Genomic DNA, 15413 nt, shown 5'->3' with positions numbered 1-15413 from the left:
CAACGTGACCGATGGTGCCGACGTTGACGTGCGGTTTGTTACGTTCGAATTTTTCCTTAGCCACGACAGTAAACCTCTTACTTAAAGGGCTGAATCAACCTTGTTTTTTAACCAGCGCTTCGACGATGTTCGACGGAGCTTCGGCGTATTTGGAGAATTCCATGGAGTAGCTCGCGCGACCCTGGGACATGGAACGCACGTCGGTCGCATAACCGAACATCTCACCCAGCGGAACCTCGGCACGAATAACCTTACCGGAAACCGTGTCCTCCATCCCCTGAATCAGACCACGACGACGGTTCAGGTCGCCCATCACGTCACCCATGTAGTCCTCAGGAGTCACCACCTCTACCTTCATGATCGGCTCGAGCACCTTGCCGCCGCCCTTCTGGGCCAGCTGCTTGGTCGCCATGGAAGCAGCGATCTTGAACGCCATCTCGTTGGAGTCGACGTCATGGTAGGAACCATCGAAAACGGTAGCCTTCAGGCCGATGAGCGGATAGCCGGCAACGACGCCGTTCTTCATCTGCTCTTCGATACCCTTCTGGATCGCCGGGATGTATTCCTTCGGAACCACACCGCCCACGACTTCGTTCTCGAACACCAGGCCTTCGGTGATGTTGCCCTTCTCGTCCACGTCCGCGGCCGAGAAACGGATCCAGCAATGACCGAACTGACCGCGACCACCGGACTGGCGAACGAACTTGCCTTCGATCTCCACGTTGTCCTTGGTGATGGTCTCACGGTAGGCAACCTGCGGCTTGCCGATGTTGGCCTCGACGCCGAACTCGCGCTTCATGCGGTCGACGATGATGTCCAGGTGCAGCTCGCCCATGCCGGAGATGATGGTCTGACCGGACTCTTCGTCGGTCTTGACACGGAACGACGGGTCTTCCTGGGCCAGCTTGCCGAGGGCGATACCCATCTTCTCCTGGTCAGCCTTGGTCTTCGGCTCTACAGCGACCGAGATTACCGGCTCGGGGAAGTCCATGCGCTCGAGGATGATCGGCTTCTCGATCGAGCACAGGGTGTCACCAGTGGTGACGTCCTTCATGCCGATCAGGGCAGCGATGTCGCCTGCGCGCACTTCCTTGATCTCTTCACGCTGGTTGGCGTGCATCTGCACCATCCGACCGACGCGCTCTTTCTTGCCTTTCACCGAGTTCAGGACGGAGTCGCCGGAACTCAGGACGCCGGAGTAAACGCGGGCGAAGGTCAGGGTACCGACGAACGGGTCGGTAGCGATCTTGAACGCCAGAGACGAGAACGGTTCGTTGTCGTCGGCATGACGCTCGTCTTCGACGGTCTCGTCGTCCGGGCTGACGCCCTTGATCGCAGGGATCTCGGTCGGAGCCGGGAGGTAGTCGATGACGGCATCGAGAACCAGCGGAACGCCCTTGTTCTTGAACGAGGAACCGCAGACGGCCGGAACGATCTCGCACGCCAGGGTGCGCAGACGCAGGCCTTCCTTGATCTCGGCTTCGGAGAGCTCGCCCTCTTCGAGGTACTTGTTCATCAGCTCTTCGTTGGCTTCGGCCGCAGCCTCGACCATGCTGGAACGCCACTCTTCGGCCAGGTCCTTGAGCTCCGCAGGAATTTCTTCCTCGCGGTAGGTCATGCCCTTGTCGTCATCGTTCCAGTAGATGGCCTTCATCTTGATCAGGTCGACCTGACCGACGAAGTTCTCTTCAGCGCCGATGGCGAGCTGGACCGGAACCGGGGTATGACCCAGGCGCTTCTTGATCTGCTCGACGACGCGCAGGAAGTTCGCGCCCTGGCGGTCCATCTTGTTGACGTAGACGATGCGCGGTACGCCGTACTTGTTGGCCTGACGCCATACGGTTTCCGACTGCGGCTCTACGCCGGAGGTGCCACAGAACACCACGACAGCGCCATCCAGCACACGCAGGGAACGCTCCACCTCGATGGTGAAGTCTACGTGGCCGGGGGTGTCGATGACGTTTACGCGATAGTTGTCGTACTGACCGCGCGAGCCCTTCCAGAAGGTGGTAACGGCAGCGGAGGTAATGGTGATACCGCGCTCCTGCTCCTGCACCATCCAGTCGGTGGTCGCAGCGCCGTCATGCACTTCGCCCAGCTTGTGGTTGACGCCGGTATAGAACAGAACCCGCTCCGTGGTGGTGGTCTTGCCCGCGTCAACGTGGGCACAGATACCGATATTACGGTAGCGGTTGATGGGTGTAGTACGGGCCACAATAAGGTCCTCGGGGGTTGGGCAGCGCGATTAGAACCGGTAGTGCGAGAAGGCCTTGTTGGCCTCTGCCATACGGTGCACGTCTTCACGCTTCTTGACTGCTGCGCCCTTGCCTTCAGCGGCATCCAGCAGCTCGCCAGCCAGGCGCAGAGCCATGGACTTCTCGCCACGCTTGCGGGCGAAGTCCACCAGCCAACGCATGGCCAGGGCATTACGACGGGACGGACGGACTTCGACCGGAACCTGGTAAGTCGCACCACCTACGCGGCGGGACTTCACTTCGACCAGCGGAGCGATGGCATCGAGAGCTTTTTCGAAGGTTTCCAGGGGATCGGCCTTGCCGCGTTCCTTCACCTTGTCCAGCGCACCGTAAACGATACGCTCGGCAACGGCTTTCTTGCCGCTTTCCATCACGTGGTTCATGAACTTGGCCAGGATCTGGCTTCCGTATTTCGGATCAGCCAGCACTTCACGCTTGGCCGCTACACGACGTCTTGGCATTGATAAGCCCTCAAACGGTCTTCAGGTTAGCCCGGGACCATAACAGTCAAGTTACGCCCGACCTTACTCTTATCGACTCAGATAAATATAAAAACGCTATTACTTCGGACGCTTGGCGCCGTACTTCGAACGACCCTGCTTACGGTCTTTGACACCCGAGGTGTCCAGCGAACCGCGCACGGTGTGGTAACGCACACCCGGAAGGTCCTTTACACGACCGCCACGGATCAGCACTACGCTGTGCTCTTGCAGGTTGTGACCTTCACCACCGATGTACGAGGAAACCTCGAAACCGTTGGTCAGACGTACACGGCATACCTTACGCAGTGCCGAGTTCGGCTTTTTCGGCGTGGTGGTGTATACGCGGGTGCATACGCCACGACGTTGCGGGCAGTTTTGCAGCGCAGGCACGTCGCTCTTGTCGACCATGCGCTTGCGCGGCTTACGCACCAGCTGGTTGATAGTTGCCATCTATAGCTCCACTGATTGTCTTACGACACACAAACGAAATGACAGAGCGTGCGCCCTGCCAATTTTCGGGGTACAAAATAGTAAAGAGGTTCTTGTACACCGTCAAGACAAAGCCCCGGCTATCGGGATAGCCGGGGCTTGTCGTTGATGCTTAGTTACCGCTCGAGTTCAGCGCTTCGGTCAGTGCGGCTTCCGCCTCGCTGGCACTCACACGCTGCGGCTTGCCGAGGTCGCGCTGACGCTTGCGCTCGCTGTGGTAAGCCAGACCGGTACCGGCCGGGATCAGGCGACCCACGACCACGTTCTCTTTCAGACCACGCAGGAAGTCGCGCTTGCCGGTGACCGCCGCCTCGGTGAGAACGCGGGTGGTCTCCTGGAACGACGCCGCGGAAATGAACGACTCGGTCGACAGGGAGGCCTTGGTGATACCCAGCAGAACCCGCTCGTACTTGGCCGGGAACTTGTCCTCGGTACCGAGCTGTTCGTTCTCTTCCAGCACCTGGGTGAGTTCCACCTGGTCGCCTTTGATGAAGCTGGAGTCGCCGGACTCACTGACTTCGACCTTGCGCAGCATCTGACGCAGGATGGTCTCGATGTGCTTGTCGTTGATCTTCACGCCCTGCAGACGGTAGACGTCCTGGATCTCGTTGACGATGTACTTCGCCAGCGAGCTCACGCCCAGCAGGCGCAGGATGTCGTGCGGGTTGCTCGGACCGTCGGAGATGACTTCGCCGCGGTTCACCTGTTCGCCTTCGAACACGTTCAGGTGACGCCACTTCGGAATCAGCTCCTCGTACGGATCGCTGCCATCGTTCGGCGTGATGACCAGGCGGCGCTTGCCCTTGGTCTCCTTGCCGAAGGAGATGGTGCCGCTGATTTCCGCCAGGATCGAAGGCTCTTTCGGACGACGAGCCTCGAACAGGTCGGCAACGCGCGGCAGACCACCGGTGATGTCACGGGTCTTCGAGGTTTCCTGCGGGATACGCGCGACAACGTCACCGATGCTCACCTTGGCGCCGTCGGTCAGGTTGACCAGGGCGTTGGCCGGCAGGAAGTACTGCGCCGGTACGTCGGTACCCGGCAGCAGCAGGTCCTTGCCCGCGGCATCGATCAGCTTCACGGCCGGACGGATGTCCTTGCCGGCAGCCGGACGGTCCTTCGGATCCATCACTTCGATGTTGGTCAGGCCGGTCAGTTCGTCGGTCTGACGCTTGACGGTGATGCCCTCTTCCATGCCCACGAAGGCCACGGTACCGTCCACCTCGGTGACGATCGGGTGGGTGTGCGGGTCCCACTTGGCGACGATGGCGCCCGGGTCGACCTTGTCACCTTCCTTGACCGAGATCACCGCACCGTACGGCAGCTTGTAGCGCTCGCGCTCGCGACCGAAGTCGTCGGCAACCGCCAGTTCGCCGGAACGGGAAACCGCGACCAGCGCGCCGTCGGCACGAACCACATGCTTCAGGTTGTGCAGGCGGATGGTACCGCCGTTCTTCACCTGGACGTTGTCGGCCGCGGAGGTCCGGCTGGCCGCACCGCCGATGTGGAAGGTACGCATGGTCAGCTGGGTGCCCGGCTCACCGATGGACTGGGCAGCGATGACACCGACCGCCTCGCCGATGTTGACGCGATGGCCACGGGCCAGGTCGCGGCCGTAGCACATGGCGCAGATGCCATGACGGGTTTCGCAGGTGATCGGGGAACGCACCACCACTTCGTCGACGCTCATCACTTCGAGGAAGTCGACCCACTTCTCGTCGATCAGGGTGCCGGCCGGCACGATGACCTCGTCGCTGCCCGGCTTGAACACGTCGCGCGCGATCACACGGCCGAGCACGCGCTCGCCGAGCGGTTCGACCACGTCGCCGCCTTCGATGTGCGGCGACATCAGCAGGCCGTGCTCGGTACCGCAATCGATCTCGGTCACTACCAGATCCTGGGCCACGTCGACCAGACGACGGGTCAGGTAACCGGAGTTCGCGGTCTTCAGCGCGGTATCCGCCAGACCCTTACGAGCACCGTGGGTGGAGATGAAGTACTGGAGTACGTTCAGGCCTTCACGGAAGTTCGCGGTGATCGGGGTCTCGATGATCGAGCCGTCCGGCTTGGCCATCAGGCCACGCATACCTGCCAGCTGACGGATCTGGGCCGCGGAGCCCCGCGCACCCGAGTCAGCCATCATGTACATGGAGTTGAAGGACTCCTGGTCGACTTCCTTGCCCTCGCGATCGACGACCTTCTCTTTCGAGAGGTTGGCCATCATCGCCTTGGACACTTCGTCGTTGGCCTTCGACCACAGGTCGATCACCTTGTTGTACTTCTCGCCCTGGGTTACCAGGCCGGAGGCGTACTGGCTCTCGATCTCCTTCACTTCGTCGGTGGCGGCGTTGATGATCCGCGCCTTCTCGTCCGGGATGACGAAGTCGTTGACGCCGATGGACACGCCGGAAATGGTCGAGTAGGCGAAACCGGTGTACATCAGCTGGTCGGCGAAGATGACGGTGTCCTTCAGACCCACCACGCGATAGCAGTGGTTGATCAGCTTGGAGATCGCCTTCTTCTTCATCGACTGGTTGACCACGTCGAACGGCAGCCCGGCCGGAACGACCTGGAACAGCAGCGCGCGGCCGACGGTGGTGTCGACGATACGGGTATTGGCGGTCAGTTGGCCGTCTTCACCCTTGATCTTTTCGTTGATGCGCACTTTCACGCGAGCGTGCAGGGACGCCTGGCCGCTGCGGTAGGCGCGGTCGACTTCCTGCAGGTCGGCGAAGGCCATGCCCTCGCCCTTCGCGTTGATCGCTTCACGGGTCATGTAGTACAGACCCATTACCACGTCCTGCGACGGAACGATGATCGGCTCGCCGTTGGCGGGCGACAGGATGTTGTTGGTGGACATCATCAGCGCGCGCGCTTCCAGCTGGGCCTCGAGGGTCAGCGGAACGTGGACGGCCATCTGGTCACCGTCGAAGTCGGCGTTGTACGCGGCGCAGACCAGCGGGTGCAGCTGGATCGCCTTGCCTTCGATGAGGACCGGCTCGAACGCCTGGATGCCCAGACGGTGCAGGGTCGGCGCACGGTTCAGGAGAACCGGATGCTCGCGGATGACTTCGGCGAGAACGTCCCAGACCTCGGGCAGCTCGCGCTCGACCATTTTCTTGGCGGCCTTGATGGTGGTGGCCATGCCACGACCTTCCAGCTTGCCGAAGATGAACGGCTTGAACAGCTCCAGGGCCATCTTCTTCGGCAGACCGCACTGGTGCAGGCGCAGGGTCGGGCCCACGGTGATCACGGAACGACCGGAGTAGTCCACGCGCTTGCCGAGCAGGTTCTGACGGAAGCGACCTTGCTTGCCCTTGATCATGTCGGCCAGCGACTTCAGCGGACGCTTGTTCGAGCCGGTGATGGCGCGACCGCGACGGCCGTTGTCGAGCAGGGCGTCGACGGCTTCCTGCAGCATGCGCTTTTCGTTGCGCACGATGATGTCCGGAGCGGCCAGGTCGAGCAGGCGCTTCAGACGGTTGTTACGGTTGATCACCCGACGATACAGGTCGTTCAGGTCGGAAGTCGCGAAGCGACCGCCATCCAGCGGAACCAGCGGACGCAGGTCCGGCGGCAGCACCGGCAGGACGGTCAGGACCATCCACTCAGGCTTGTTGCCGGAGCCCTGGAAGGCTTCCATCAGCTTCAGGCGCTTGGACAGCTTCTTGATCTTGGTTTCCGAGTTGGTCTGCGGAATCTCTTCGCGCAGGCGGCCGATCTCGTGCTCCAGATCGATGGCGTTGAGCAGTTCGTGAACGGCTTCGGCGCCCATGCGAGCATCGAAATCGTCACCGAACTCTTCGAGGGCCTCGAAGTATTGCTCGTCGTTCAGCAGCTGGCCCTTTTCCAGGGTGGTCATGCCCGGATCGATCACCACGTAGCTCTCGAAATAGAGCACGCGCTCGATATCGCGCAGGGTCATGTCCAGCAGCAGGCCGATACGGGACGGCAGCGACTTCAGGAACCAGATGTGGGCAACCGGCGAAGCCAGCTCGATGTGGCCCATGCGCTCGCGGCGCACCTTGGCCAGGGCGACTTCCACGCCGCACTTCTCGCAGATCACACCGCGGTGCTTGAGGCGCTTGTACTTGCCGCACAGGCACTCGTAGTCCTTCACCGGGCCGAAGATCTTGGCGCAGAACAGGCCGTCGCGCTCCGGCTTGAAGGTACGGTAGTTGATGGTTTCCGGCTTTTTAACTTCGCCGAAAGACCAGGAACGAATCATCTCGGGCGAAGCCAGGCCAATACGGATGGCATCGAACTCTTCGATTTGACCCTGGTTTTTCAACAGATTAAGCAAGTCTTTCAAGGCCTTTCCTCCTCACGGACCCGGTGCGACCGGCCTTGACCAGCCGCACCGTCTAGCGTCACGTGTTATTCGGTTTCCAGTTCGATGTCGATGCCGAGCGAACGGATCTCTTTGATCAGAACGTTGAAGGACTCGGGCATGCCGGCCTCCATGCGGTGATCGCCGTCCACGATGTTCTTGTACATCTTGGTCCGGCCGTTCACGTCGTCCGACTTGACCGTCAGCATTTCCTGCAGGGTGTACGCCGCGCCATAGGCTTCCAGCGCCCACACCTCCATCTCACCGAAGCGCTGACCACCGAACTGTGCCTTACCACCCAGCGGCTGCTGGGTAACCAGGCTGTACGAGCCGGTGGAACGGGCGTGCATCTTGTCGTCCACCAGGTGGTTCAGCTTGAGCATGTACATGTAGCCGACGGTGGTCGGACGCTCGAACTGGTTGCCGGTACGGCCGTCGAACAGACGCATCTGGCCACTTTCCGGCAGGTCGGCCAGCTTCAGCATGGCCTTGATCTCGCGTTCCTTGGCGCCATCGAACACCGGGGTCGCCATCGGTACGCCACCGCGCAGGTTCTTGGCCAGCGCGAGGATCTCGTTGTCGCCCAGCTCGTCGAGGTTTTCCTCGCGACCGCCGATCTCGTTGTAGATCTCGTGCAGGAACTTACGCAGTTCGGCGACCTTGCGCTGCTCTTCGAGCATGCGGTTGATCTTCTCGCCCAGCCCCTTGGCCGCGAGGCCCAGGTGGGTTTCGAGGATCTGGCCGACGTTCATACGCGACGGTACGCCCAACGGGTTGAGGACGATGTCGACCGGGGTGCCGTTGGCATCGTGCGGCATGTCTTCCACCGGCATGATCACCGAGACCACCCCCTTGTTACCGTGACGGCCGGCCATCTTGTCGCCCGGCTGGATGCGACGCTTGATCGCCAGGTAGACCTTGACGATCTTCAGCACGCCCGGAGCCAGGTCGTCGCCCTGCTGCAGCTTGCGCTTCTTGTCCTCGAACTTGTCGTCCAGGAGCTGGCGACGATCGCTGATGTAGGCCTGGGCCTTCTCCAGCTGTTCGTTCAGGGCGTCGTCGGCCATGCGCAGCTTGAACCACTGGCCGCGCTCGAGACCGTCGAGGTAGTCGTCGGTGATCTCCGTGCCCTTCTTCAACGCCGGGCCACCTTCAGCCTTGGCACCGACCAGGGCGGCACGCAGACGCTCGAAGGTCGCGCCTTCGACGATGCGGAACTCTTCGTTCAGGTCCTTGCGGATCTGGTCGAGTTGCATCTTCTCGATGGACAGAGCGCGGGAGTCGCGCTCGACGCCGTCGCGGGTGAAGACCTGAACGTCGATGACGGTACCCTTGGTGCCGGTCGGCACACGCAGGGAGGTGTCCTTCACGTCGGACGCCTTCTCACCGAAGATCGCGCGCAGCAGCTTCTCTTCCGGAGTCAGCTGGGTCTCGCCTTTCGGAGTGACCTTGCCGACCAGGATGTCGCCGGCCTGCACTTCGGCGCCGACGTAGACGATACCGGCTTCGTCCAGCTTGTTCAGCGCGGCCTCGCCCACGTTCGGGATGTCCGCGGTGATTTCCTCTGGGCCAAGCTTGGTGTCACGAGCGACGCAGGTCAGTTCCTGGATGTGGATCGTGGTGAAACGATCTTCCTGGACCACGCGCTCGGACAGGCAGATGGAGTCTTCGAAGTTGAAGCCGTTCCAGGGCATGAACGCTACGCGCATGTTCTGGCCCAGGGCCAGTTCGCCCATGTCGGTGGACGGACCGTCGGCCAGGATGTCGCCGCGCGCAACCACGTCACCCTTGCTCACCAGCGGACGCTGGTTGATGCAGGTGTTCTGGTTGGAACGGGTGTACTTGGTCAGGTTGTAGATGTCGACACCCGCTTCGCCGGTCTCGACCTCGTCATCCGCCACGCGAACCACGACACGGCTGGCATCGACCGAGTCGATCACACCGCCACGGCGAGCCACGACGCAGACGCCGGAGTCGCGCGCCACGTTGCGCTCCATGCCGGTACCCACCAGCGGCTTGTCGGCGCGCAGGGTCGGCACGGCCTGACGCTGCATGTTCGAGCCCATGAGTGCGCGGTTGGCGTCATCGTGCTCGAGGAACGGAATCAGCGAGGCAGCTACGGAAACGACCTGCTTCGGCGACACGTCCATCAGGGTCACGTCTTCCGGCGCCTTCACGGTGAATTCGTTCAGGTGACGCACGGCCACCAGTTCGTCCACCAGTTGACCCTTCTCGTTGAGGGTCGCCGAAGCCTGGGCGATGACGTGGTCGGCTTCTTCGATCGCCGACAGGAACACGATCTCGTCGGTTACCAGGCTGTCCTTGACTACGCGGTACGGGCTCTCGAGGAAGCCGTACTTGTTGGTGCGGGCGTAGGTCGCCAGGGAGTTGATCAGACCGATGTTCGGACCTTCAGGGGTTTCGATCGGGCACACGCGGCCGTAGTGGGTCGGGTGTACGTCACGAACCTCGAAGCCCGCACGCTCACGGGTCAGACCGCCCGGGCCGAGCGCGGAGACGCGGCGCTTGTGGGTGATCTCGGAAAGCGGGTTGTTCTGGTCCATGAACTGCGACAGCTGGCTCGAACCGAAGAACTCCTTGATCGCGGCAGCCACCGGCTTGGCGTTGATCAGGTCCTGCGGCATCAGGCCTTCGCTTTCGGCCATGGACAGGCGTTCCTTGACCGCGCGCTCGACGCGCACCAGGCCCACGCGGAACTGGTTCTCGGCCATTTCGCCGACGCAACGGACGCGACGGTTGCCCAGGTGGTCGATGTCATCGACGATGCCCTTGCCGTTACGGATGTCGACGAGGGTCTTGAGCACATCGATGATGTCTTCCTTGCTCAGGACGCCCGGACCTTCGATCTCGGTACGACCGATACGGCGGTTGAACTTCATCCGGCCCACGGCCGACAGGTCGTAACGCTCGGCGCTGAAGAACAGGTTGCCGAACAGGGTCTCGGCAGCTTCCTTGGTCGGCGGCTCGCCCGGACGCATCATCCGGTAGATTTCGACCAGGGCTTCCAGCTGGTTGCTGGTGTTGTCGATCTTCAGGGTGTCGGAGATGAACGGACCGCAGTCGATGTCGTTGGTGTACAGAGTCTCGATGCGCACGACCTGGGCCTTGGCCACCTTGGCCAGGAGGTCGAGGGTCAGCTCGGTGTTGCACTCGGCGATGATCTCGCCGGTAGCCGGATGCACGATCGCCTTGGCGATGGTACGGCCGATCAGGTAGTCGAACGGCACTTCCAGCTGGCTCACGCCAGCCTTTTCCAGCTGGTTGATGTGGCGGGCAGTGATACGACGCCCCTGCTCCACGATCACCTTGCCGCTGCCATCCTTGATGTCGATGCTCGCGACTTCACCGCGCAGACGCTGCGGGACCAGTTCCAGGTTCAGGGTCTCGCCCTTGATGTGGAAGACGTTGGTCGCGTAGAAGGCGTTGAGGATCTCTTCGGTGCTGTAGCCGAGCGCGCGCAGCAGTACCGAGGCCGGCAGCTTGCGGCGACGGTCGATACGGACGAACACGCAGTCCTTCGGATCGAACTCGAAGTCCAGCCAGGAACCGCGGTAAGGAATGATCCGCGCGGAGTACAGCAGCTTGCCGGAGCTGTGGGTCTTGCCACGGTCGTGGTCGAAGAACACGCCCGGGGAACGGTGCAGCTGGGAGACGATGACACGCTCGGTACCGTTGATGATGAAGGTACCGTTCTCGGTCATCAGGGGGATTTCCCCCATGTAGACTTCTTGTTCCTTGATGTCCTTGATCGCCTTGTTCGACGACTCGCGGTCGAAGATGATCAGGCGAACTTTCACGCGCAGCGGTACGGCGAAGGTCACGCCGCGCAGCACGCACTCCTTGACATCGAATGCCGGCTCACCCAGACGGTAGCCGACGTATTCCAGGGCAGCATTGCCGGAATAGCTGATAATCGGGAAAACGGACTTGAAGGCCGCGTGCAGACCGATATCGCGGAACTGCTCCTTGGTTGCGCCAGCCTGCAGGAATTCGCGATAGGAATCCAGCTGGATGGCCAGCAAATACGGCACATCCATGACGTCCGGCAACTTGCTAAAGTCCTTGCGGATACGTTTTTTCTCAGTGTATGAGTAAGCCATCAGCGTTCCCCAGCTTGGTCACCTGCTTGTTTGGCGTCTCCGACGGGAGCAGCCGGAAAATCTTGCAGACCCCTTGGCCTGCATTGCCCACTCGGGGCACTTTCACGTCGTGGGTGGAACGCCCGAGGCGAGTCCACCCATAACGGAAAAAGGCCGGTGGCAAAAGCCACCAGCCATCAGCCTTTCGCTTGACGCTCGGGCTGTAGACGCAAGGTCGTCGCTTACTTGAGCTCGACTTTGGCGCCTGCTTCTTCCAGGGCTTTCTTGGCGGCTTCGGCCTCTTCTTTCGAAGCGCCTTCCTTCACCACGCCCGGAGCGCCGTCTACGACAGCCTTGGCTTCTTTCAGACCCAGACCGGTCAGTTCGCGAACGACCTTGATCACGTTCACTTTCTTGTCGCCAGCTTCGGCCAGGACGATGGTGAACTCGGTCTGCTCTTCGGCAGCGGCAGCAGCCGGGCCAGCAGCGGCAACGGTAGCGGCAGCAGCGGTAACGCCGAACTTCTCTTCCATCGCCTTGATCAGTTCGACCACTTGCATGACGGACATTTCGGATACGGCGTTGATGATGTCTTCGTTGGTCAGAGCCATGACTCTAATTCCTGTATTGGGGGACGGCCTGCGGCCATCGTATTAAACAAATAAGATTGAAAGCGCTTGCGAGCCGACTTAGGCGGCAGCAGCTTCTTTCTGGTCGCGAATGGCCGCCAGAGTACGAGCCAGCTTGCTGGTAGCGCCCTGAATCACGCTCATCAGCTGCGATACGGCTTCGTCGTAGGTCGGCAGGCTTGCCAGTACGTCGATCTGATTGGCTGCGAGGAACTGACCCTCGAAGGCAGCCGCCTTGATCTCGAACTTGTCCTGACCCTTGGCGAACTCACGGAAGATACGAGCGGCAGCGCCCGGATGTTCGTTGGAGAAAGCGATCAGGGTCGGGCCTTTGAACACGTCGTTGAGCACGTCGAACTGGGTGCCTTCAACGGCGCGCTTGAGCAGGGTGTTACGTACGACTTTCACGTACACACCAGCTTCGCGGGCCTCTTTACGGAGTCCGGTCATGGCGCCTACGGTCACGCCACGGGCATCGGCCACGACAGCGGACAGGGCAGCTTTGGCAGCCTCGTTGACTTCAGCGACGATGGCCTTCTTGTCTTCGAGTTTAATTGCCACGGGTTTACTCCTGGATGTTACCGTTTCGTCCAGCCGGGGCCGGACGTCGTTTTGGTGTCTGATTCGGTAACCGAATCGGGAGCACCATCTGCGTAGGCTTGTGGTTTAAGGCTTGCGCCACCTACGGTCTTGGATAGCCCCCGCCAGGCAGGGACCCCAATACCTGTGCAGCGGGCAGAACCCGCTGCACGATTTCACTTAGGCTTCCAGGGAAGCCAGGTCGATCTGCAGGCCCGGACCCATGGTGGTGCTCAGGGTCACGCGCTTGACGTACACGCCTTTCGACGAGGACGGCTTCAGGCGCTTCAGGTCAGCCAGCAGTGCTTCAACGTTCTGCTGCAGCTTGGCCGGTTCGAAATCGACCTTACCGACGGAGCTGTGGATGATGCCGTTCTTGTCGGTACGGAAACGTACCTGACCAGCCTTGGCATTCTTCACGGCGGTAGCGACGTCCGGAGTCACGGTGCCGACTTTCGGGTTCGGCATCAGACCACGCGGGCCGAGGATCTGGCCCAGCTGACCGACGACACGCATGGCATCCGGGGAAGCGATGACGACGTCGTAGTTCAGGTCGCCGCCTTTCATTTCGGCAGCCAGCTCGTCCATACCCACCTTGTCGGCGCCGGCAGCCAGAGCGGCTTCGGCAGCCGGACCCTGGGTGAAGACGGCAACGCGGACGCTCTTGCCGGTGCCGTTCGGCAGGACGGTGGCGCCACGAACGACCTGGTCGGATTTACGCGGATCGACGCCGAGGTTCACGGCAACGTCCACGGACTCCTTGAACTTGATGGTGGACAGCTCGGCCAGCAGCTTGGCGGCCTCTTCGAAGCTGTACTGCTTGCCGGCAACTACTTTCTCGGCAATCGCCTTCTGGCGCTTGGTCAGCTTAGCCATTACACACCCTCCACGTTCAGTCCCATGCTGCGCGCGGAGCCAGCGATGGTACGTACAGCAGCGTCCAGATCAGCAGCGGTCAGGTCAGCCTGCTTGGTCTTGGCGATCTCTTCCAGCTGGGCACGGGTAACGGTGCCGACTTTCTGGGAGTTCGGACGAGCGGAGCCGCTGGTGATGCCAGCTGCCTTTTTCAGCAGGACGGCAGCCGGGGTGCTCTTGGTTTCGAAGGTGAAGCTACGGTCGCTGTAAACGGTGATGATCACAGGAGTCGGCAGGCCCGGCTCTTGGCCTTGGGTCTTGGCGTTGAACGCCTTGCAGAATTCCATGATGTTCACGCCGTGCTGACCCAGGGCAGGGCCGACCGGCGGCGACGGGTTGGCCTGACCGGCCTTTACTTGCAGCTTGATATAAGCCTGGATTTTCTTAGCCATTTGCTACTCCAAATTCGGGTACAAGCGCCTGAAGGCTCCCCGGTTGCTTTCGCGTTTATCCCAGTGACGACAAAACCCCGCAGCCTTGGGCTGCGGGGTGAGGGATGCGTTTTCAGCTAGACCTTTTCGACCTGACTGAACTCCAGCTCCACCGGGGTAGAGCGGCCAAAGATGAGCACGGCCACTTGGATCCGGCTCTTCTCGTAGTTAACTTCTTCGACGACACCATTGAAGTCGGCGAAAGGACCATCGATGACACGAACGGTCTCGCCCGGCTCGAACAGGGTCTTCGGCTTGGGCTTGTCCCCGCTATCGGCCACGCGACGCAGGATTGAATCAGCCTCACGATCGGTGATCGGAGCCGGCTTGTCGGCAGTCCCGCCGATGAAGCCCATGACGCGCGGGGTATCCTTCACCAGGTGCCAGGTACCTTCGTTCATTTCCATCTGAACCAGCACATAGCCAGGGAAGAATTTGCGCTCGCTCTTGCGCTTCTGGCCGTTCCGCATCTCCACCACTTCTTCGGTGGGAACCAGAATCTCGCCGAACTCTTCTTCCATGCCAGCAAGCTTGACACGCTCGATCAGCGAGCGCATGACATGCTTCTCGTAGCCCGAGTATGCATGCACAACGTACCAACGCTTAGCCACGGCGCACCCTTAACCTACAATCATGGAAACCAACCAACCCAGCAGGGAATCGAGCCCCCACAGCAGCAGCGCCATTACCAGCACTACCGCGACCACGATCAGCGTGGTCTGAGTTGTTTCTTGACGACTCGGCCATACGACCTTGCGAATCTCGACGCGCGCTTCCTTAGCAAGACTAAAGAAGGCCTGCCCCTTGGCCGTTTGCAGAGCCAGGAAAGCAGCGATCACCGCCAGAACGAGAATACCGAGAACGCGATACAGGATTGGTTGAGCCGAAAAGTACTGATTGCCCACAACGGCAACCACAACCAGAACGGCAACCAAGAGCCATTTCAAGAGATCAAAACGTGATTCTTTGGCTTCTGCCTTGGCATTCATCTGTTAGGAATCTCGTGAAGAAAAGCCAGATTTACTTGGGAAATCTGGCAGGCCAGGAGGGAATCGAACCCCCAACCTGCGGTTTTGGAGACCGCCGCTCTGCCAATTGAGCTACTGGCCTGAAGCAAAATCAGGCCGACCATTATGCCGGCCTGAGAGGGGAAGATCAACCGATATTATTCGATGATCTTGGCAACCACGCCGGCGCCAACGG

General features: G+C 60.9%; 12 protein-coding genes and 1 tRNA gene. All 13 read right to left on the bottom strand.

The window, feature by feature from the left end; translation table 11 throughout:
- Positions 1-64, bottom strand: a 64-nt coding sequence (locus HMPREF2914_RS32825; protein WP_234358239.1) for a hypothetical protein, incomplete at its 3' end; no start/stop codon positions are given.
- Between the two features lie 30 nt (positions 65-94).
- Positions 95-2215, bottom strand: coding sequence for an elongation factor G (fusA, locus tag HMPREF2914_RS16285; protein WP_003093741.1), 2121 nt, complete (start codon positions 2213-2215; stop codon positions 95-97).
- 30 nt (positions 2216-2245) lie between these two features.
- On the bottom strand, positions 2246-2716 hold the full coding sequence (rpsG, locus tag HMPREF2914_RS16280) for a 30S ribosomal protein S7 (RefSeq protein WP_003093742.1): 471 nt from the start codon (positions 2714-2716) through the stop codon (positions 2246-2248).
- A gap of 99 nt (positions 2717-2815) precedes the next feature.
- Positions 2816-3187 (bottom strand): 30S ribosomal protein S12, encoded by a 372-nt coding sequence (gene rpsL / locus HMPREF2914_RS16275; protein WP_003093744.1) that lies wholly within the window; start codon positions 3185-3187, stop codon positions 2816-2818.
- Between the two features lie 151 nt (positions 3188-3338).
- Entirely contained in the window at positions 3339-7538 is a 4200-nt protein-coding gene (rpoC, locus tag HMPREF2914_RS16270) for a DNA-directed RNA polymerase subunit beta' (protein WP_003093745.1), read from the bottom strand.
- 65 nt (positions 7539-7603) lie between these two features.
- Positions 7604-11677 (bottom strand): DNA-directed RNA polymerase subunit beta, encoded by a 4074-nt coding sequence (gene rpoB, locus HMPREF2914_RS16265; protein ID WP_003093746.1) that lies wholly within the window; start codon positions 11675-11677, stop codon positions 7604-7606.
- A 221-nt stretch (positions 11678-11898) separates the two neighbouring features.
- Complete coding sequence (gene rplL / locus HMPREF2914_RS16260; RefSeq protein WP_003093747.1) at positions 11899-12267, bottom strand: 50S ribosomal protein L7/L12; 369 nt, start codon at positions 12265-12267, stop codon at positions 11899-11901.
- Between the two features lie 78 nt (positions 12268-12345).
- Entirely contained in the window at positions 12346-12846 is a 501-nt protein-coding gene (rplJ, locus tag HMPREF2914_RS16255; protein ID WP_003093748.1) for a 50S ribosomal protein L10, read from the bottom strand.
- 198 nt (positions 12847-13044) lie between these two features.
- Positions 13045-13740 (bottom strand): 50S ribosomal protein L1, encoded by a 696-nt coding sequence (gene rplA / locus HMPREF2914_RS16250; RefSeq protein ID WP_003093749.1) that lies wholly within the window; start codon positions 13738-13740, stop codon positions 13045-13047.
- Entirely contained in the window at positions 13740-14171 is a 432-nt protein-coding gene (gene rplK, locus HMPREF2914_RS16245; protein ID WP_003093751.1) for a 50S ribosomal protein L11, read from the bottom strand. The genes rplA and rplK overlap by 1 nt, the downstream gene beginning before the upstream one ends.
- Before the next feature lie 116 nt (positions 14172-14287).
- Complete coding sequence (gene nusG / locus HMPREF2914_RS16240) at positions 14288-14821, bottom strand: transcription termination/antitermination protein NusG (RefSeq protein WP_023980247.1); 534 nt, start codon at positions 14819-14821, stop codon at positions 14288-14290.
- Between the two features lie 9 nt (positions 14822-14830).
- Entirely contained in the window at positions 14831-15199 is a 369-nt protein-coding gene (gene secE, locus HMPREF2914_RS16235; RefSeq protein ID WP_003108030.1) for a preprotein translocase subunit SecE, read from the bottom strand.
- Between the two features lie 45 nt (positions 15200-15244).
- Positions 15245-15320: transfer RNA gene (locus tag HMPREF2914_RS16230), tRNA-Trp, on the bottom strand.
- Between the last annotated feature and the right edge of the window lie 93 nt (positions 15321-15413).

This window comes from Pseudomonas sp. HMSC067G02 (assembly GCF_001813485.1).
Lineage (GTDB): Bacteria > Pseudomonadota > Gammaproteobacteria > Pseudomonadales > Pseudomonadaceae > Pseudomonas > Pseudomonas aeruginosa.
Note: the sequence above shows the minus strand (reverse complement) of the source record. Positions and strands in the feature narration are given on the sequence as shown.